General features: G+C 76.3%; 8 protein-coding genes. 1 reads left to right on the forward strand and 7 read right to left on the reverse strand.

The window, feature by feature from the left end; translation table 11 throughout:
- Positions 1-70: 70 nt before the first annotated feature.
- Together POF43_RS14255 and POF43_RS14260 are read right to left on the reverse strand one after the other, a co-directional pair.
- Positions 71-3,745: a UvrD-helicase domain-containing protein gene (locus tag POF43_RS14255; RefSeq protein WP_372516003.1), complete on the reverse strand. Its 3,675-nt coding sequence runs from the start codon at positions 3,743-3,745 to the stop codon at positions 71-73.
- A gap of 300 nt (positions 3,746-4,045) precedes the next feature.
- A complete protein-coding gene (locus POF43_RS14260) occupies positions 4,046-4,402 on the reverse strand; it encodes an MGMT family protein (RefSeq protein WP_271318370.1) in 357 nt (118 codons plus the stop codon).
- 411 nt (positions 4,403-4,813) lie between these two features.
- On the opposite strand from POF43_RS14260, the gene POF43_RS14265 reads away from it, so the two are divergent.
- Positions 4,814-7,867: a lysylphosphatidylglycerol synthase domain-containing protein gene (locus tag POF43_RS14265; RefSeq protein ID WP_372516009.1), complete on the forward strand. Its 3,054-nt coding sequence runs from the start codon at positions 4,814-4,816 to the stop codon at positions 7,865-7,867.
- Between the two features lie 375 nt (positions 7,868-8,242).
- Here POF43_RS14265 and moeZ read toward each other — a convergent pair whose 3' ends face one another.
- The 5 genes from moeZ to POF43_RS14290 all read right to left on the reverse strand — a co-directional run bounded on the left by moeZ (position 8,243) and on the right by POF43_RS14290 (position 14,642).
- Positions 8,243-9,421 carry an adenylyltransferase/sulfurtransferase MoeZ gene (gene moeZ / locus POF43_RS14270; RefSeq protein WP_271316334.1) on the reverse strand — a complete coding sequence of 393 codons (1,179 nt, stop codon included), beginning with the start codon at positions 9,419-9,421 and terminating at the stop codon, positions 8,243-8,245.
- A gap of 157 nt (positions 9,422-9,578) precedes the next feature.
- Positions 9,579-10,340 carry a spherulation-specific family 4 protein gene (locus tag POF43_RS14275; protein ID WP_271324403.1) on the reverse strand — a complete coding sequence of 254 codons (762 nt, stop codon included), beginning with the start codon at positions 10,338-10,340 and terminating at the stop codon, positions 9,579-9,581.
- Positions 10,328-11,230, reverse strand: coding sequence for an NAD-dependent epimerase/dehydratase family protein (locus POF43_RS14280; RefSeq protein WP_271316336.1), 903 nt, complete (start codon positions 11,228-11,230; stop codon positions 10,328-10,330). The genes POF43_RS14275 and POF43_RS14280 overlap by 13 nt, the downstream gene beginning before the upstream one ends.
- A 147-nt stretch (positions 11,231-11,377) precedes the next feature.
- The gene (locus tag POF43_RS14285; protein WP_271324404.1) at positions 11,378-12,598 is read right to left on the reverse strand and encodes a hypothetical protein; all 1,221 of its coding nucleotides are present in this window, start codon (positions 12,596-12,598) and stop codon (positions 11,378-11,380) included.
- Positions 12,599-12,701: 103 nt separating this feature from the next.
- The gene (locus POF43_RS14290) at positions 12,702-14,642 is read right to left on the reverse strand and encodes a glycosyltransferase (RefSeq protein ID WP_282704581.1); all 1,941 of its coding nucleotides are present in this window, start codon (positions 14,640-14,642) and stop codon (positions 12,702-12,704) included.
- Between the last annotated feature and the right edge of the window lie 308 nt (positions 14,643-14,950).

Raw genomic sequence — 14,950 nt, forward strand, 5'->3', positions numbered from 1 at the left:
CCGCCGGGTCGGACACCGCCCGCCACCCCGTTGCTCCGCCGCCCCGCCGGTCCGTCGCCCCGGGCCGGCCTCACTCCACCACCTGGCGGCCCTCCGGGCGGGCGCTGCACGAGGCGTGGAAAGCGCAGTTGTCGCAGGAACGGCCCGGGGAGGGGGTGAAGCGTTCCTCCAGCACGGTGGCGGCCGCGGTGGCCAGCAGGGTCGTCGGCCAGTCGTCGGCGGCGGTGTCGATCGGCGGCTGGGCCTGCGTTCTGGGCAGCGCGTCGCCGCCCTCCTTCTTCGGCGCGGCCTGCCGCAGGTGGACGAGTTCGGCGCCGCCCGGCACCACCGCGTCCAGGTCGCGCAACGCGAGCTGGTAGACGGCGAGTTGAGGATGGCGTTCGACCTCGGCGGCGGTCGGGGCCCGTTTGCCGGTCTTGAAGTCGACGACGTAGACCCGGCCCTCGGCGTCGCGTTCGACCAGGTCCATGCTGCCGCGCACCCGCACCTGGTACGGGCCGGCCTCCAGCGTGACGTCGAACTCCCGCTCGGAGGCGACCGGTTCACGGCCGCGTTCCATGACGTGCCAGTGCAGGAAGCGCTCCAGGACGACGCGGGCCTGCTCGCGCTCCTGCTTCGACTTCCACGGCGCGTCGAAGGCCAGCGCGTCCCAGACCGAGTCCAGTCGCTCCATCAGCACGTCCAGCCGGGCCGGGGTGCGGCGCGAGGCGACCTCGTCGGCGAGCACGTGCACCACGTTGCCGAAGCCCTGCGCCGCGGTCGACGGGTCGTCCGCCTTCACCTCCCGGCCCAGGAACCAGCGCAGCGAACAGTCGTCGACCAGCTGCCCCAGCGCGCTGCCGGACAACGCCACCGGCTGGGCGGGGTCGCGCAACGGGCTCTCGGCGTGCGTCGGTTCGCGCAGCCCCCACCAGCGCTGCGGATGCGCGGCCGGCACGAGGGCGTACCCCTCGTCGTCGGTCAGCGCGGCCAGCCGGGCCAGCCGGGCGGCGGCGGCCCGGCGCAGCGCCGGGGAGACGGCCGGGTCGACCGTGGTGGCCCGCAGTTCCGCGACGAGCGCGGCCACCGCCAGCGGGCGGCGCGGCCGGGCGGTGACGTCGCGCGGCTCGACGCCGAGTTCGGCCAGGAAACGCGACGGCTGGTCGCCGTCGTCCGCCGGGCCCTTGACGGCGGTGACCACCAGGCGTTCCGACGCCCGGGTGACCGCGACGTAGAACAGCCGGCGCTCCTCGGCCAGCAGCGCGCCGGGCGGCAGCGGTTCGGCCAGCCCGTCGCGGCCGATCCGGTCCGCCTCCAGCAGCGACCCGCGCCGCCGCAGGTCCGGCCACAGCCCGTCCTGGACCCCGGCGACCACCACCATCCGCCACTGCCGGCCCTTGCTGCGGTGCGCGGTGGTCAGCAGCACCGCGTCCGGCCGCACCGCACGGCGGGTCAGCACGTCGGCCGCGATGTCCTGGGCGTCCAGCTCCTCCAGGAAGTTCAGCGCGCCGCGGCCTCCGGTGCGCTGCTCGGCGCGGGCCGCGGTCTCGAACAGCGCGCAGGCCGCGTCCAGGTCCCGGTCGGCGTTGCGAGCCGCGGCGCCCCCGCGGGCGGCGAGGCGTTCCAGCCGGGCGGGCCACGGCGTGCCGCTCCACAGCTCCCACAGCGCCGCCTCCGCCGTCCCGCCGGCCGCCAGCACCGTGCGGGCGGCCCGCAGCAGCTCCCCCAGCCGCCGGGCACCGCGGGCGTACGCGTCGTCATGCGCGATCAGGCGCTCCGGCGCGGCCAGCGCGGCGGTGATCAGCCGGTCCGACGGCGACGGCACCGCCCGCCCCCCGGCCCGCTCCTCCTCCCGCAACGCCCGCCCGAGCCGCCGCAGATCCGCCGCGTCCATCCCGCCCAGCGGCGACGCGAGCAGCGTCAACGCGTCCTCCACGGGCAACCAGTCCGGAACGGTGAGGGGGGAGGGGGGTTGGGGGTGCGCGTCTTCGGGGGTGGGGTCTTCAGGGGTGGCCGCTCGGGCGTGCGGGGCATCGGGGGAGGCGGTTTCCGCGGCGACCGCTTGGGCGTGCGCGTCTTCGGGGTTGGCGGCTTCCGTCATGACGTCCGGGGAGCCGACGCCTTCAGCCTCCACGTCCAGCGGGCCAGCCTCTTCAGCCCGCACGTCCGGGGAGCCGGCGCGTTCAGCCCCCGCGGGATGCGGGTCGGCGCCTTCACGACCCGCTCCCTCGGGGGTGGCGTCTTCAGGCCGTACGCCTTCAACACCCGCGCCGTCAGGCCGTACGCCATCAAGCCCCGCGTCATCGGGACCGGCCTCCTCCCCGCCCTCCGCAGCGGCGGGCACCCCGTCCCCCACCCCCTCCTCCCCCGCCGTGCGGGCCGGGGGGACCGTGGTCGGGCCGGCGGTATGCAGGGCGGCGCGGGCGGCGACGCGCAGGGCGAGCAGCAGGGGGGCTACGGCGGGTTCCTCGCGGAGCGGCAGGTCGTCGCCGTCGATCTCCACCGGGACGCCGGCCGAGGTCAGCGCGCGGCGCAGTACCGGCAGCGAGCGGGCGCCTGCCCTGACCAGCACCGCCATGTCCGCCCACGGGACGTCGTCCTCCAGGTGGGCGCGGCGCAGCAGGTCGGCGACGTTGTCGGTCTCGGAGCCGGCCGTGGGGAACGTCAGCACCTCCACCCGGGCGGGCCGGGCGGCGGCGCCGGCGGACGGGACGGGTTCGCGGTGCGCGCGGATCACCCGGGCAGGCAGCCGGGTCAGCGGCATGCGGCCGGCGATCCGGCGGGTGGCGGCGAGCATCCCCGGGCCGGCCCGGTAGGAGGTGGTCAGCGCGGTGACCGGCGCCGCGGAGCCGTCGGCGGCCGGGAACAGGCCGGGGAAGTCCAGCACGCCGCCGACGTCGGCGCCGCGGAAGGCGTAGATCGACTGGTCGGGGTCGCCGAAGGCGACCAGCGTGCGGCCGCCGCCGGCGATCGCACGCAGCAGCCGGACCTGGGCGGGGTCGGTGTCCTGGATCTCGTCGACGAACACCGCGTCCCAGTCGCCGGCCCGGTCGCGGGCCGGGGCCACCGCGCGGCGCACGAGTTCCGCGTAGTCGACCGCGCCCTGGAGGCCGAGGACGTCGAGGTACTCGGCGAGGAAGCCGGCCGCCGCCGCCCAGTCGGGGCGCCCGGTGCGGTCGGCGAACGCGGCCAGCTCACCGGGGCCCAGGCCCAGTTCCCGGGTGCGGGCCAGCACCGCGCGGACCTCGTCGGCGAAGCCGCGGGTGGTCAGCGCGGCCCGCAGGTCCTTCGGCCAGCGCACCGACGCCCGCCCGGACCGGGCGAGTTCGGCCTCACCGGCCAGCAGTTCGCGGACGGTGAGGTCCTGCTCCGGCCCGGACAGCAGGCGCAGCGGGTGCGCGAAGGCGTCCGGGTCCTGTTCGGCGCGGACCAGGGCGTAGGACAGCGAGTGGAAGGTGGTGGGCCGCGGGGCGGTGCGGCCGCCGAGGCGGGCGGCAAGCCGGTCGCGCAGGGTCGCGGCGGCGGCCCGCCGGTCGGTGAGGACCAGCAGGCGTTCGGGGTCGGCGCCGCGGGCCACCCGGTCCACGACGGCCTCGACCAGGGTGGTGGTCTTGCCGGTGCCGGGCCCGGCCAGCACCAGCAGCGGTCCGGTGCGGTGCTCAACCACCGCGCGCTGTCCGGCGTCCAGTGAGGGGGGCGGCGGCACGGCGGGGAGGTCGAGGAGCAGCCGGTACCCGGCCGGCGCGGTGGCCGGCCGGTGGCGCACCGACGGGACGGACGGTACGGACGGGACAGTCGGTACGGAGGGGGTCACGTGGATCGGCGGTTCCGGTTCCGGTTGCGTGCGGGTGCTGGTGCGGGCGGCGCCGGCGGGCCGGTCGCGGCCCCGGTGCCCGGCGCGGCCGGTGTCGCGGACGCGGGCGGGCGCGGCCGGGACGCCGACGCTACGCCACCGCGCTGCGGCCGCCGCGTACCCCCCGGACCGGGCCGCGCCGAACCGTCCGCGCGGCGCGGCGCCCGCCGGGGCCCCGGATGGCGGAAGCTTGGAGCTGTGAACAGCCGGTCGTCAGCCGTGCGTGCCGTCCCAGCGGGCACGGGGCATGTCAATGCGCGGTATGTGCCCCTCGGCGGAGCGGCCCGCCGCCCGCAGCGGGGTGCCCTCGCGGCGGTAGTGGGCGAGCGCCCGCAGTTCGTGGCCGGTGAGCAGGGTGCCGTCCGCGCGGACCACCCGCCACCACGGCACACCGCCGCCGTACAGGGTCATCACCCGGCCGACCTGCCGCGGGCCGCCCTCCTCCAGCCATTCGGCGACGTCGCCGTAGGTCATCACCCGGCCCGGTGGAATGCCCTCGGCGACCTCCAGCACCCGGTCCGCGTAAGGCGGCAGCTCGACGGGCCCGTTCCGCCCCGGCTCGTCACGCATCGCTCAGCCCTCCTTCACGCATCGGTACCGCTTCCCCATCCTGCCGCACGCCTACGACAACGCGGCACGGTGACCACCGCCACGAAATGCGGTCCGGTGCCCTCATCGGTAGCCGGTCCATGCCACCATCGTGCGAAACGGTGACTGGTGATACGAGATCAACATGCGATGGCCGGAGGCCAGGACGCGGAACCACCTCGGGTGCTCCCGTCCTCCGCGGGGCTGCCCGCGTCCGGCCCGGAGGGGACGACTCCGGTGCTACGCGCCCACGGCTCGGCGGACGACGAGCGCCCCAGCGGCGCGCCCGACCGCCCCAATCCGCCGCCCGACGCCACCCCTCCCCCGGCCGCCCGGCCGTCCGGCGCCCCGCCCGCCGGGACCCCGGCCCCGGCCACCCCGAAGCCTGACGTCATGCCGTCCGACGACGCCGTGACGCCGGGCGAGTCCCCCGCGCCCGGCGACCCGTCCGCGCCCGGCGAGTCCTCCGCGCCCGATGACACCTCCGCTTCGGGCGACACGTCCGGGTCCGGCGACACGTCCGCGTCCGGCAGACCGGCGCACGGCGGCCTCCCCCCGTCCGGCAGACCCGAGCCGGAGTCGGCGTCCCGACCCGAGCCGAAGTCCGAGCCGGAGCCCGAGCCCGGGGTGACGCAATCCCACGAGCCCGAGCCGAAGCCGGAACCCGGACCCGGACCGACCCCCGAGCCCGAGGCAGAGCCGAAGCCGACCCCCGAGCCCGACGGCGACTCCAGTACCCCGCACACCCCGGCCCCGCGGGACGACGACACGCCGCACCCTCCCGGAGGGGACTCCGCCGTGGCGAAGGTCGTGCGGGACGCGGCCGCGGTGTCGCGGCCGCCGTCCGGGGCGCACCCGGCCGTGGAGCCGGGTATCGAGCACACCGAGGAGGTGGCCGGCGACGAGCCGCTGCTGGCGGCGCGGGTGCACCGGCCGGCGGACCTGCTGCGGTTCCTGACCGGGGTGCTGGGGCTGGTGGTGGTGCTGGCGATCGCGATGTTCGCGCACGGCACCACCAACGGCGTCGAGCAGGACATCGCGCGCGGCACGCAGGGCGCGCCGGACTTCCTGATCACGTTCGCCGGGTTCACCGCGAGCGTGGCGGTGCTGATCGTGCCGGTGGCGTTCGCCGTCGAGCGGCTGATCAAGCGGGACGGGCTGCGGGTCGCCGACGGTGTGCTGGCCGCGGTGCTGGCGCACGGGCTGTCGCTCGCGACCGACCTGTGGGTGACCGACGCCGCGCCCGGCACGATCCGCGACGCGCTGACCACGACCGCGCCCAGCGGCGGTATCACCGACCCGGTGCACGGCTATCTCGCTCCGGTGATCGCGTACATGACGGCGGTGGGCATGTCGCGCCGGCCGCGCTGGCGGGTGGCGCTGTGGTGCGTGCTGCTGCTGGACGCGTTCGCGGTGCTGGTCGGCGGCTACACCACGCCGTTCTCCATCGTGGTGACGCTGCTGATCGGCTGGACGGTGGCGTACGCGACGGTCTACGCGGTCGGGTCGCCCAACGTACGGCCGACCGGGCAGACGCTGCTGGCCGGGCTGCGCCGGGTCGGGTTCTCGCCGGTGACCGCCCAGCGGTTCGACGACGCGCCGGACACCGCGGACTCCGAGCGCGGCCGGCGCTATCTGGTGACGCTGACCGACGGGCCGCCGCTGGACATCACGGTGGTCGACCGCGAGCAGCAGGCGCACGGTTTCTTCTACCGGTTCTGGCGGCGGCTTCAGTTGCGCGGCGTCACCGAGCGGCGCAGCCTCCAGTCGCTGCGGCAGGCGCTGGAGCAGGAGGCGCTGCTGGCGTACGCGGCGATCTCGGCCGGGGCGCACGCGCCGAAGCTCATCGCCACCTCCGAACTGGGCCCGGACGCGGTGATGCTGGTCTACGAGCACATCGACGGCCGGTCGCTGGACGGCCTGGAGGACGAGGAGATCACCGGTGAGGTGATGGACCGGGCCTGGCAGCAGGTGCGGTCCCTGCAGTCCCGCCGGATCGCACACCGGCGGCTGGTCGGCGAGTCGCTGCTGGTCGACCGGGACGGCACGCTGTACGTGACGGACCTGCGCAGCGGTGAGATCGCGGCCGGCGACATCGTGCTGCGGATGGACGTCGCCCAGCTGATGACGACGTTCGCGCTGCGGGTCGGCCCGGAGCGGGCGGTGTCGTCGGCGGTGCGGGTGCTGGGCCCGGACGCGGTGGCCGACAGCCTGCCGCTGCTCCAGCCGATCGCGCTGGACCGGTCGACCCGCGCGACGCTGCGGCAGCTGGCGAAGGCGCGGTCCAACCGGGAGCGGTCGGCGGTGATCGAGGCCACCCGGATCCGGCGGACCGTCGACCCGCAGGAGCTGTCGGCGGACCACAAGGTGGCCAAGGCACAGCTGAAGGCGGAGAAGGAGGCGGAGAAGCGCGCCATGGAGGACGCGCTGGAGGCCGCCCGCGAGGAGGACCTGCTGTCGCAGATACGGCAGCAGGTGTTGCAGATCCGCCCGCAGGCGCCGGTGCAGCCGGTGCGCCTGGAGCGGTTCAAGGCCCGCACCCTGGTGAGTTACATCGCCGGTGCGATCGCCGCGTACTTCCTGCTGTCGCAGCTGACGTCGCTGAAGTGGAACCAGGTGATCGGCGACGCGAACTGGGCGTGGGTGGTGGCGGCGCTGCTGCTGTCGGCGGCCACCTACGTGCCGGCCACCATGAGCCTGCTGGGCTTCGTGCCGGAGAAGGTGCCGTTCGGGCGGACCGTGCTGGCGCAGGTGGCCGGCAACTTCGTGAAGCTGGTGGCGCCCGCGGCGGTCGGCGGGGTGGCGCTCAACACCCGTTTCCTGCAACGCAACGGGGTGCGGCCGGGCCTGGCGGTGGCGAGCGTGGGCGCGGCGCAGCTGGCGTCGCTGGGCGGGCACATCCTGCTGCTGGCCATGTTCGGTTATCTGACCGGCACCCAGCACGCGCCGTCGCTGTCGCCGTCGCGGACGGTGATCGCCGGCCTGCTGACCGCGGCGGTGCTGGTGCTGGTGGTCACCGCGGTGCCGCCGCTGCGCAAGTTCGTCTCCTCGCGGGTGCGTTCGCTGTTCGCCGGGGTGGTGCCGCGCATGCTGGACATGCTCCAGCGGCCGCGCAAGCTGATCACCGGCGCCGGCGGCGTGCTGCTGCTGACGCTGGTCAACGTGGCCTGCCTGGACGCCTCGGTGCGCGCCTTCGGGTTCAACTCGATGAGCTACGCGAGCGTGGCGGTGGTCTTCCTGGTGGCGAACGCGGCGGGGTCGGCGGTGCCGTCGCCCGGCGGGGTGGGCGCGATCGAGGCCGCGCTGTCCGGGGCGCTGACCATCGCGGGGATGGGCGGCGCCGAGGCGGTCTCGGCGGTGCTGCTCTTCCGGCTGGCGACGTTCTGGCTGCCGGTGCTGCCCGGCTGGCTGTGCTTCACGCACCTGACCCGCAGGGGCGAGCTGTAGCGGAGGACCGGACCGGTCGGCGGTGCCGTGGCCCGTGCGGGACGGCCTGTGCGGGACGGCCTGTGCGGGACGGCCTGTGCGGGACGGCCGGTGCGGGACGGCCCACGGTGGCGTGCGTACCGGCGGACGCCATGTGTACCGGTGGATGCCGCACGTACCGGCGGACCCCATGTGTACCGGCGGATGCCGCCCGTACGTATCGCCGTGCCGTATACCCCACGATCCTGGTACCCGCGGTACGGGTACCGATGTCCCCGCATGCCCGAGGCCGTTCCGCGACGGGGATGCGGAACGGCCTCGGGTACGGCTGCCGTACGGCCCGGACACCGGGCGTCGGTCCTACAACCGCATGGTCGGACTGATCAGACTGTCGGATCAGTAGACCGGCTTGTCGGGCTCGATGGTGTTGACCCAGCCGATGACGCCGCCGCCGACGTGGACCGCGTCGGAGAAGCCGGCGTTCTTCAGCACGGCGAGCACCTCGGCGGAACGCACCCCGGTCTTGCAGTGCAGCACGATGCGCTTGTCCTGCGGCAGGTCCTGAAGCGCGGTGCCCATCAGGAACTCGTTCTTCGGGATCAGCCTGGCGCCGGGGATCGAGACGATCTCGTACTCGTTCGGCTCGCGGACGTCGATGATCTCGATGTTCTCGCCGGCGTCGATCCAGTCCTTGAGCTGCCGGGGGGTGATGGTGGACCCGGCGGCCGCCTCCTGGGCCTCCTCGCTGACGACGCCGCAGAACGCCTCGTAGTCGATCAGCTCGGTGACGGTCGGGTTCTTGCCGCAGACCGCGCACTCGGGGTCCTTGCGGACCTTGACCTGGCGGTACTGCATCTCCAGGGCGTCGTAGATCATCAGCCGGCCGACCAGCGGTTCACCGATTCCGGTGAGCACCTTGATCGCCTCGGTGACCTGGATCGAGCCGATGGACGCGCACAGCACGCCCAGCACGCCGCCCTCGGCGCAGGACGGCACCATGCCGGGGGGCGGGGGCTCGGGGTAGAGGCAGCGGTAGCAGGGGCCGTGCTCGCTCCAGAAGACCGACGCCTGGCCGTCGAACCGGTAGATCGAGCCCCACACGTACGGCTTGTTCAGCAGCACGCACGCGTCGTTGACCAGGTACCGGGTGGCGAAGTTGTCGGTGCCGTCCACGATCAGGTCGTACTGGGCGAAGATCTCCAGCACGTTGTCGGCCTCGAGCCGCTCCTGGTGGAGGATGACGTTCACGTACGGGTTGATGCCCTTGACGGTGTCGCGCGCGGACTCCGCCTTGGGACGGCCGATGTCGGCCTGGCTGTGGATGATCTGGCGCTGGAGGTTGGACTCGTCGACCTCGTCGAACTCGACGATGCCGAGGGTGCCGACACCGGCGGCGGCCAGGTACATCAGGGCCGGGGAGCCGAGGCCGCCGGCCCCGACGCACAGCACCTTGGCGTTCTTCAGGCGCTTTTGTCCGTCCATCCCGACGTCCGGGATGATCAGGTGACGGGAGTACCGGCGGACCTCGTCGACGGTGAGTTCGTCGGCCGGCTCGACCAGGGGTGGCAGCGACACGGGGACTCCGTTGGTCGTCTCAGTACGGTGTGGTTCCTTCCCGTAACACTGCCACGCCCCCGGTCATTCCAAGACACCCGTTCCGCTGGGCGAGACGCCGCCGACCGGATGCCGGTCCCGCCGGGCCGGCCGGGGGCCGCAGCCGTACGGCGCGGGGTCACGCCAGCCAGGGGCGGTCCCGCAGGATGGACGCCAGATCGCGCCAGTACGTCGGCAGCCCCTCGAACGGATCGGTGCCGGCGATGCCGTCCCGGTCGGTGACGAAGACCGATCCGGCGCCCTGCCAGCGGGCTATCCGCAGGGCCGTCTCAAGATGCGGGCGCGGCACCCCGTGGACGAGGTGGCAGAACTTCTCCGGCGGGCAGTCGGCCGTCCACTGCGGCGTCTCCGACCAGCGGTAGTCGCTCCAGCGGCCGTTGAACGTCACCAGCTGGTCGGCGGCCTCGGCGTACCCGGGGTGCGGATGGGTGCCGTGGCCCAGCACCAGGTGCCGGTCCCCGCCCCGGCCGTCGCCGGCGCCGGACAGCTCGCCCAGGGTGCCGGTCACCCGGCGGCAGGCGGCCAGCAGTGCACGATCCGCCGGGGCCCGGTCCAGGTAGAAGCCGTCCACCCGGTACCAGTCCAGGTAGTGCTGCGCGTCGCCGATCAGCTCGCCGAGGGTCCGGGCGCCGTACGCCATGTCCAGCCGGCCCAGCACCCGCACTCCGGCCTCCCGCAACCGGCCCGCGGCGTGCGCGTACCCCGGGTCGGCCCGGGTGCCGGGGCTGCCGGAGACGTTGAGCACCACCCAGTGCAACGGCGTGCCGGGGCGGGCGAGTTCGGCCCACTCGTCCGGGGCCGTCAGCGGGTCGGCGTAGGCGGGCACCCCCAGGCCGCCGAGCGCCGCCGCCTGCCGCGCGGGCCCGCTCACACCCGGCACGCCGCCTCCATCCAGATGTCGGCCAGCGACTCCTCCAGCGCGATCCGCGGCCGCCAGCCGAGCCGGTCGCGCGCGGTGCGCACGTCGGCCTGCTGCCACACCCCGCAGCCGTCCGGGTACGGCGGCACGGCGACCGGGTCCTCCAGCTCGTGCAGGCTGCCGTCGAACCCGGCCGCGCGGGCCAGGGTGGCGACGACGTCCTTGAGCCGCACCGCCCGGCCGGTGCCGATGTTGACCACGCCCTGCGCCGCCGACAGCGACGCGGCGTGCACCGCGCGGGCCACGTCGCGCACGTCGACGAAGTCCCGCTGCGCCGTCAGCCCGCCGAGCTTCAGCTCCGGGTCGCCGTTCTGCATCACCCGGCGCAGCGCCTCCGCCAGCCGGCCCAGCGGCGAGGCGGTGGGGGTGCCGGGGCCGACCGGGGAGAAGACCCGCAGCACGATGGCGTCCAGGTCGGAGCCCAGCACGAGCTCGCCGGCCGCCAGCTTGCTGACGCCGTACGGTCCGCCGGGCCGCGGCACCGCGTCCTCACCGGTGGAGGAGCCGACCGGGCTCGGGCCGTACTCCGCCGAACAGCCGAGGTGGACCAGCCGGGCGCCGCAGCGGCTGCGGCGCAGCGCCTCGCAGACGGTGGCGACGGCCACGGTGTTGTGCCGGACCAGGTCGCGGGCGCCGCCCCGGGTGGTGCCGGCGCAGTTGACGACGACCCCGGGGTGGACGGCGTCCAGGAAGCGGGCCAGCGCTCCCGGGCTGCCGTCGGCCAGGTCGAACCGCACGTCGGCGTCGTCGCGGCGGCCCAGCGCGGTCAGCTGCACGGCCGGGTCGGCCAGCAGCCGTTCGGCGACGTGCCGGCCGAGGAACCCGTCGGCGCCCAGCAGCAGCACTCTCATCGGGCGCCGCCACGGCTGGCCCGGGTGTCCGGTAGCGGTCGGGAGGGGAAGTTCACGTGTCTCTCCTGAGGGATATGTCTCCGGCCCGCCGGACGGCTCGGCCGGCGGGCGCGGCGGTCTCGGTGCCGGACGGCGGACCGGCCGGGGTCACCGGGCGGGCGCCGTCGGGGTGTGGGAAGGCGGTCCGCCGAACAGGGCGGCGGCGTACGCCGCGTCGTACGGCGGCGGGGCGGCGGGGCGGTCACCGCCGTGGGCGGCGGCCCGGCCGAGCGCCGGCAGGGCGTACAGCGCGAGCGCCAGCGCCCCGGCACCGCAGACCGCCGCCTGGACCACGCCCGGCCCGCCGACCGTGACCAGGGCACGCAGCGGTGAGGTGGCCCCGGCGCACGCCGCCGCGGCCAGCCCGGCCGCCTGCGCCGCGCACACGGTGCCCAGGCCCCAGGCGGCGGCCGGCGCGAAGCCGTGCACCGCCAGCAGCTGGGCGGTGAACAGCAGCACGCCGAGCGCGGCGGCACCGGTCAGCCCGACCAGGTCGACGCCGTCCACGCGGTGCCCCAGCAGGGCGTACGCCGCGCCGACCAGCGCCAGCAGCGCCACCGTGAACAGCCCCAGGGCCGCCACCAGCAGCGGGCGCACCCCGGCGCGGAACCCGGCGAGGCCGTGCGAGTCGGCCAGCCGGCCGCGCGCGCCGCGGGCGAACCGGCGCGCGCACCACGCGGCCGGCAGCAGCGCGAGGGCGCGGGCCAGGAACCCGGCGGCCGAGACCGGATCGAGCAGCCCGCGCGGCCGGGCCGAACCGTCGCCCAGCAGCGCCTGGAGCGCGTACGGCCCGTACAGCGCGAAGGCCAGCAGCCAGCAGGTCCACAGCGTGCTGCCCCGGGCGCCGGACGCGCGCAGCGGTCCCGAACGCGCCGCGGTCCGGGCGGCGAGCGCGACCGCCGCCAGCGCCACGCCGCCGGTGACCGGCGCGACCCCCGCGGGCGTCAGCCGGGAGACGGCCACCCCGGCGCCGCAGACCACGCCGGGCAGCAGGTGCAGCGCGACCGCCCGCCGGCCCATCGGCTGCTCGGGGCAGACCCCGGTGCCGTCCCGCTCGGGGCAGTCCGGGGCGTGGTCGCGCGGGACGCGGGCGTACAGCTCCTCGGCGAGGGTGAAGACGTCCCGGTGCCGGAACCGGGCGGCGATCCGGTCGGTGATGCCGTGCGCCTCCAGGCCGGCCGCGATCTCCAGCGGGTCGACGGCCCGGGCGCACAGGTCGTAGTGGCGGTGTATCAGCGCGAGCACCGGGTCCACCGGCCCACGGAGCCGCCCGGCCCCGGCACCGGCCTCGGGTGCGCCGCCGGGTCTGCCACTGCGCGTCTGGGTCATCGGGGTCCTCCTGGGTGAGTACGGGACGGGGTGCGCCGGGGGGCGGGGCGGGAGGCGGTACGCCGGGAGGCGGACGCGGTGCGCCGGGCACCGGTGCGGGCGTTCACCGGGCGTCCGGGCGGACTCCGCCGACCACGCCGCGGGCACCGGTGTCGCCGACCAGGCCGAACCCGCCGACCGTGCCGACTCCGCCGGGCCCGACCGGTCGGCGGTCCGCGGGGGCGGGGGCGGTCGGGGCGGGGAGGGGGCGCGCGGAGGCGGTCGGGACCGGTGCGGCGGGGAGCGCGGCCGGTGCCGGCGTTCCGGGGTCGGTCGCCGTGATCGCGGCCGTCGTCACGGTTGCCGACGCGGCCCACCCGGGGCCGGTGGGGGCCGGTGCGGTCCAGTGGCCGGGGACGTGCGCCTCGGCGGGGTGGGTGAAGGGCACGGCGGCGGGGCGGGCGGGGCGGTGGGCGACGAGGTCGAGGTACAGCGCGCGGAAGGCGGCGACGTTCCGCTCGACGGTGAACAGCTCCAGGGCGCGGGCCCGGGCGGCGGCGCCCAGCAGGGAGCGGCGCACCGGGTCGCGCAGCAGCGCACCGCACGCCTCGGCGAGCGCGTGGGGGTTGCGCGCCGGGACGACCAGGCCGGTGCCGCCGATCACCTCGCGGACCGCGCCGACGTCGGTGGAGACGGTGGGCCGGCCGCAGAACATGGCCTCGACGAGGGTGCCGGGGAAGCCCTCGACCGCGCTGGAGAGCACCACGACGCCGCCGGCCGCGTAGGCGTCGGCCGGCGTGGGCACGTAGGGCGAGCCGACCTCCTCGAAGGCCACCGGGCTCTCGCCGGCCGTGACGGTGTCGGCGGCCTCGTCGGGGAAGAGCTGGGCGGCCAGCGCCCGGCACTGCGCGAGGTAGCCGGGGTCGGCCGGGCCGTCGGCGATGATCCGCAGGCGGGCCGCCGGGAGTGCCCCGCGTATCTCGGCGAAGGCGTGCAGCAGGGCGACGAGGTCCTTGGCGGGCCCGATCCGGCCGACCCACACCAGCGTGGTGTCGTCCGGATCGGGCGCGGCGGCCTCGGACGCCTCGCCGACGGCCGTCAGCGCGGCGGCGTTCATGCCGGGGTGGACGGTGGTGATCCGGGCGCGGTCGGCGCCGCAGTGCTCCTGCCAGCGGCGGACGTGCGCGTTGCCCGCGGTCAGGGCGTCCGCGTGCCGGTAGACCTCGCCGGCCAGCAGGCGGTGGAACGCGCCGGACAGCGCCCGTACCGCCGGCGCCGGGCGGCCGCCGTCGCCGCGCAGGTAGTGCTCGCGCAGCCGGACGGCGTACTCGGTGACCAGCAGCGGGGTGCCGCACCAGCGGGCGGCCAGCACGCCGGGCAGCGCGGCCGGGCCGCCGGACGCGGCGTGGCACAGGTCGGCCCCGCCGAGCGCGTCGGCGCCGTACCAGGGCGCGGACAGCGGGCGCAGCGCGCGTTCCAGGAACTCGGCGGCGGCCAGCAGGTCGCGGGGGCGCGGGGCGGCGACCGGGCGGGCGGCGCCGGGGGCGCGGCAGGCGTCCTCCAGGGCGCGCATCGCGCTCTGGCCGAGCGGCGCGGCGCCGAGTCCGCCGTACTCACGGGCCAGGTCGGCCAGGGCGTACAGCCCGTCGGCGAAACGGTCCTTCACCGGGTCCCTCAGGACCGCGCCCCCCGCCCCGGAGCCGGTCGCGCTCCCCGCAGTGGTGCTCTCCGCAGCGCTCCCCCCGTCGGCGTCCGGGTGCGGCGTGCCGTTGCCGGCGTCGGCCAGTGCGCCGGCCAGCTCGCGGTAGGCGTCGCGGAACCGGCGGCGGGCGGCACGGCCCCGGGGGCCGGGGCCGGCCGGCGGGGGGCCGTCCAGCGGGAGTTCGGCGACCCGGCGCACCTGGCCGGGCAGCGGCAGCCGGTGCGGTGGCCGGCCGGCGGCGCGGGTCCGGGCGTACACGTCGAGTTCCTGGTCGGCCAGCCCGCGTACGAGGCGGTCGCACCAGACCCATCCGTCACCCGACGGGTACGGATAGCCACCCTCAGTGAGCAGCGCGATGCGCATCAAGCACCCCCTCAGAGCTGGGAGAAGACGATGCGCCGACGCTATGCCGACATGACGGTGGCGCGGCGGACGGTTGTCCGCCGCGCCATCAGAAGGGGTGAACGGCCGTAACTTTCACCGCCACCGCGCGTTGCGCGAGCCGCCGCAGCGGCCCGGACCTGCGGGAACGGTCCGCCGCCACTCGTCACCGGTGCGGCGGCGGGCCTCGGCGGCGGACGGCGGGCGCCGGCGATCCGGGAGCGGACACCGCCCCCGGCGCCGACCGGCCCGACAAGCGGCCGGCCACCCGTGAGCGGCCTCAGCGATCC

It is taken from the genome of Streptantibioticus silvisoli, assembly GCF_027947535.2.
GTDB classification, from domain to species: Bacteria; Actinomycetota; Actinomycetes; order Streptomycetales; family Streptomycetaceae; genus Streptantibioticus_C; species Streptantibioticus_C silvisoli.

Coding starts and splice junctions, on each gene's coding strand:
- POF43_RS14260 (WP_271318370.1), bottom strand. CDS start 4,402: ATGCGTGACGAGCCGGGGCGGAACGGGCCCGTCGAGCTGCCGCCTTAC.
- POF43_RS14265 (WP_372516009.1), top strand. CDS start 4,814: ATGCCGTCCGACGACGCCGTGACGCCGGGCGAGTCCCCCGCGCCCGGC.
- POF43_RS14280 (WP_271316336.1), bottom strand. CDS start 11,230: ATGAGAGTGCTGCTGCTGGGCGCCGACGGGTTCCTCGGCCGGCACGTC.
- POF43_RS14285 (WP_271324404.1), bottom strand. CDS start 12,598: ATGACCCAGACGCGCAGTGGCAGACCCGGCGGCGCACCCGAGGCCGGT.
- POF43_RS14290 (WP_282704581.1), bottom strand. CDS start 14,642: ATGCGCATCGCGCTGCTCACTGAGGGTGGCTATCCGTACCCGTCGGGT.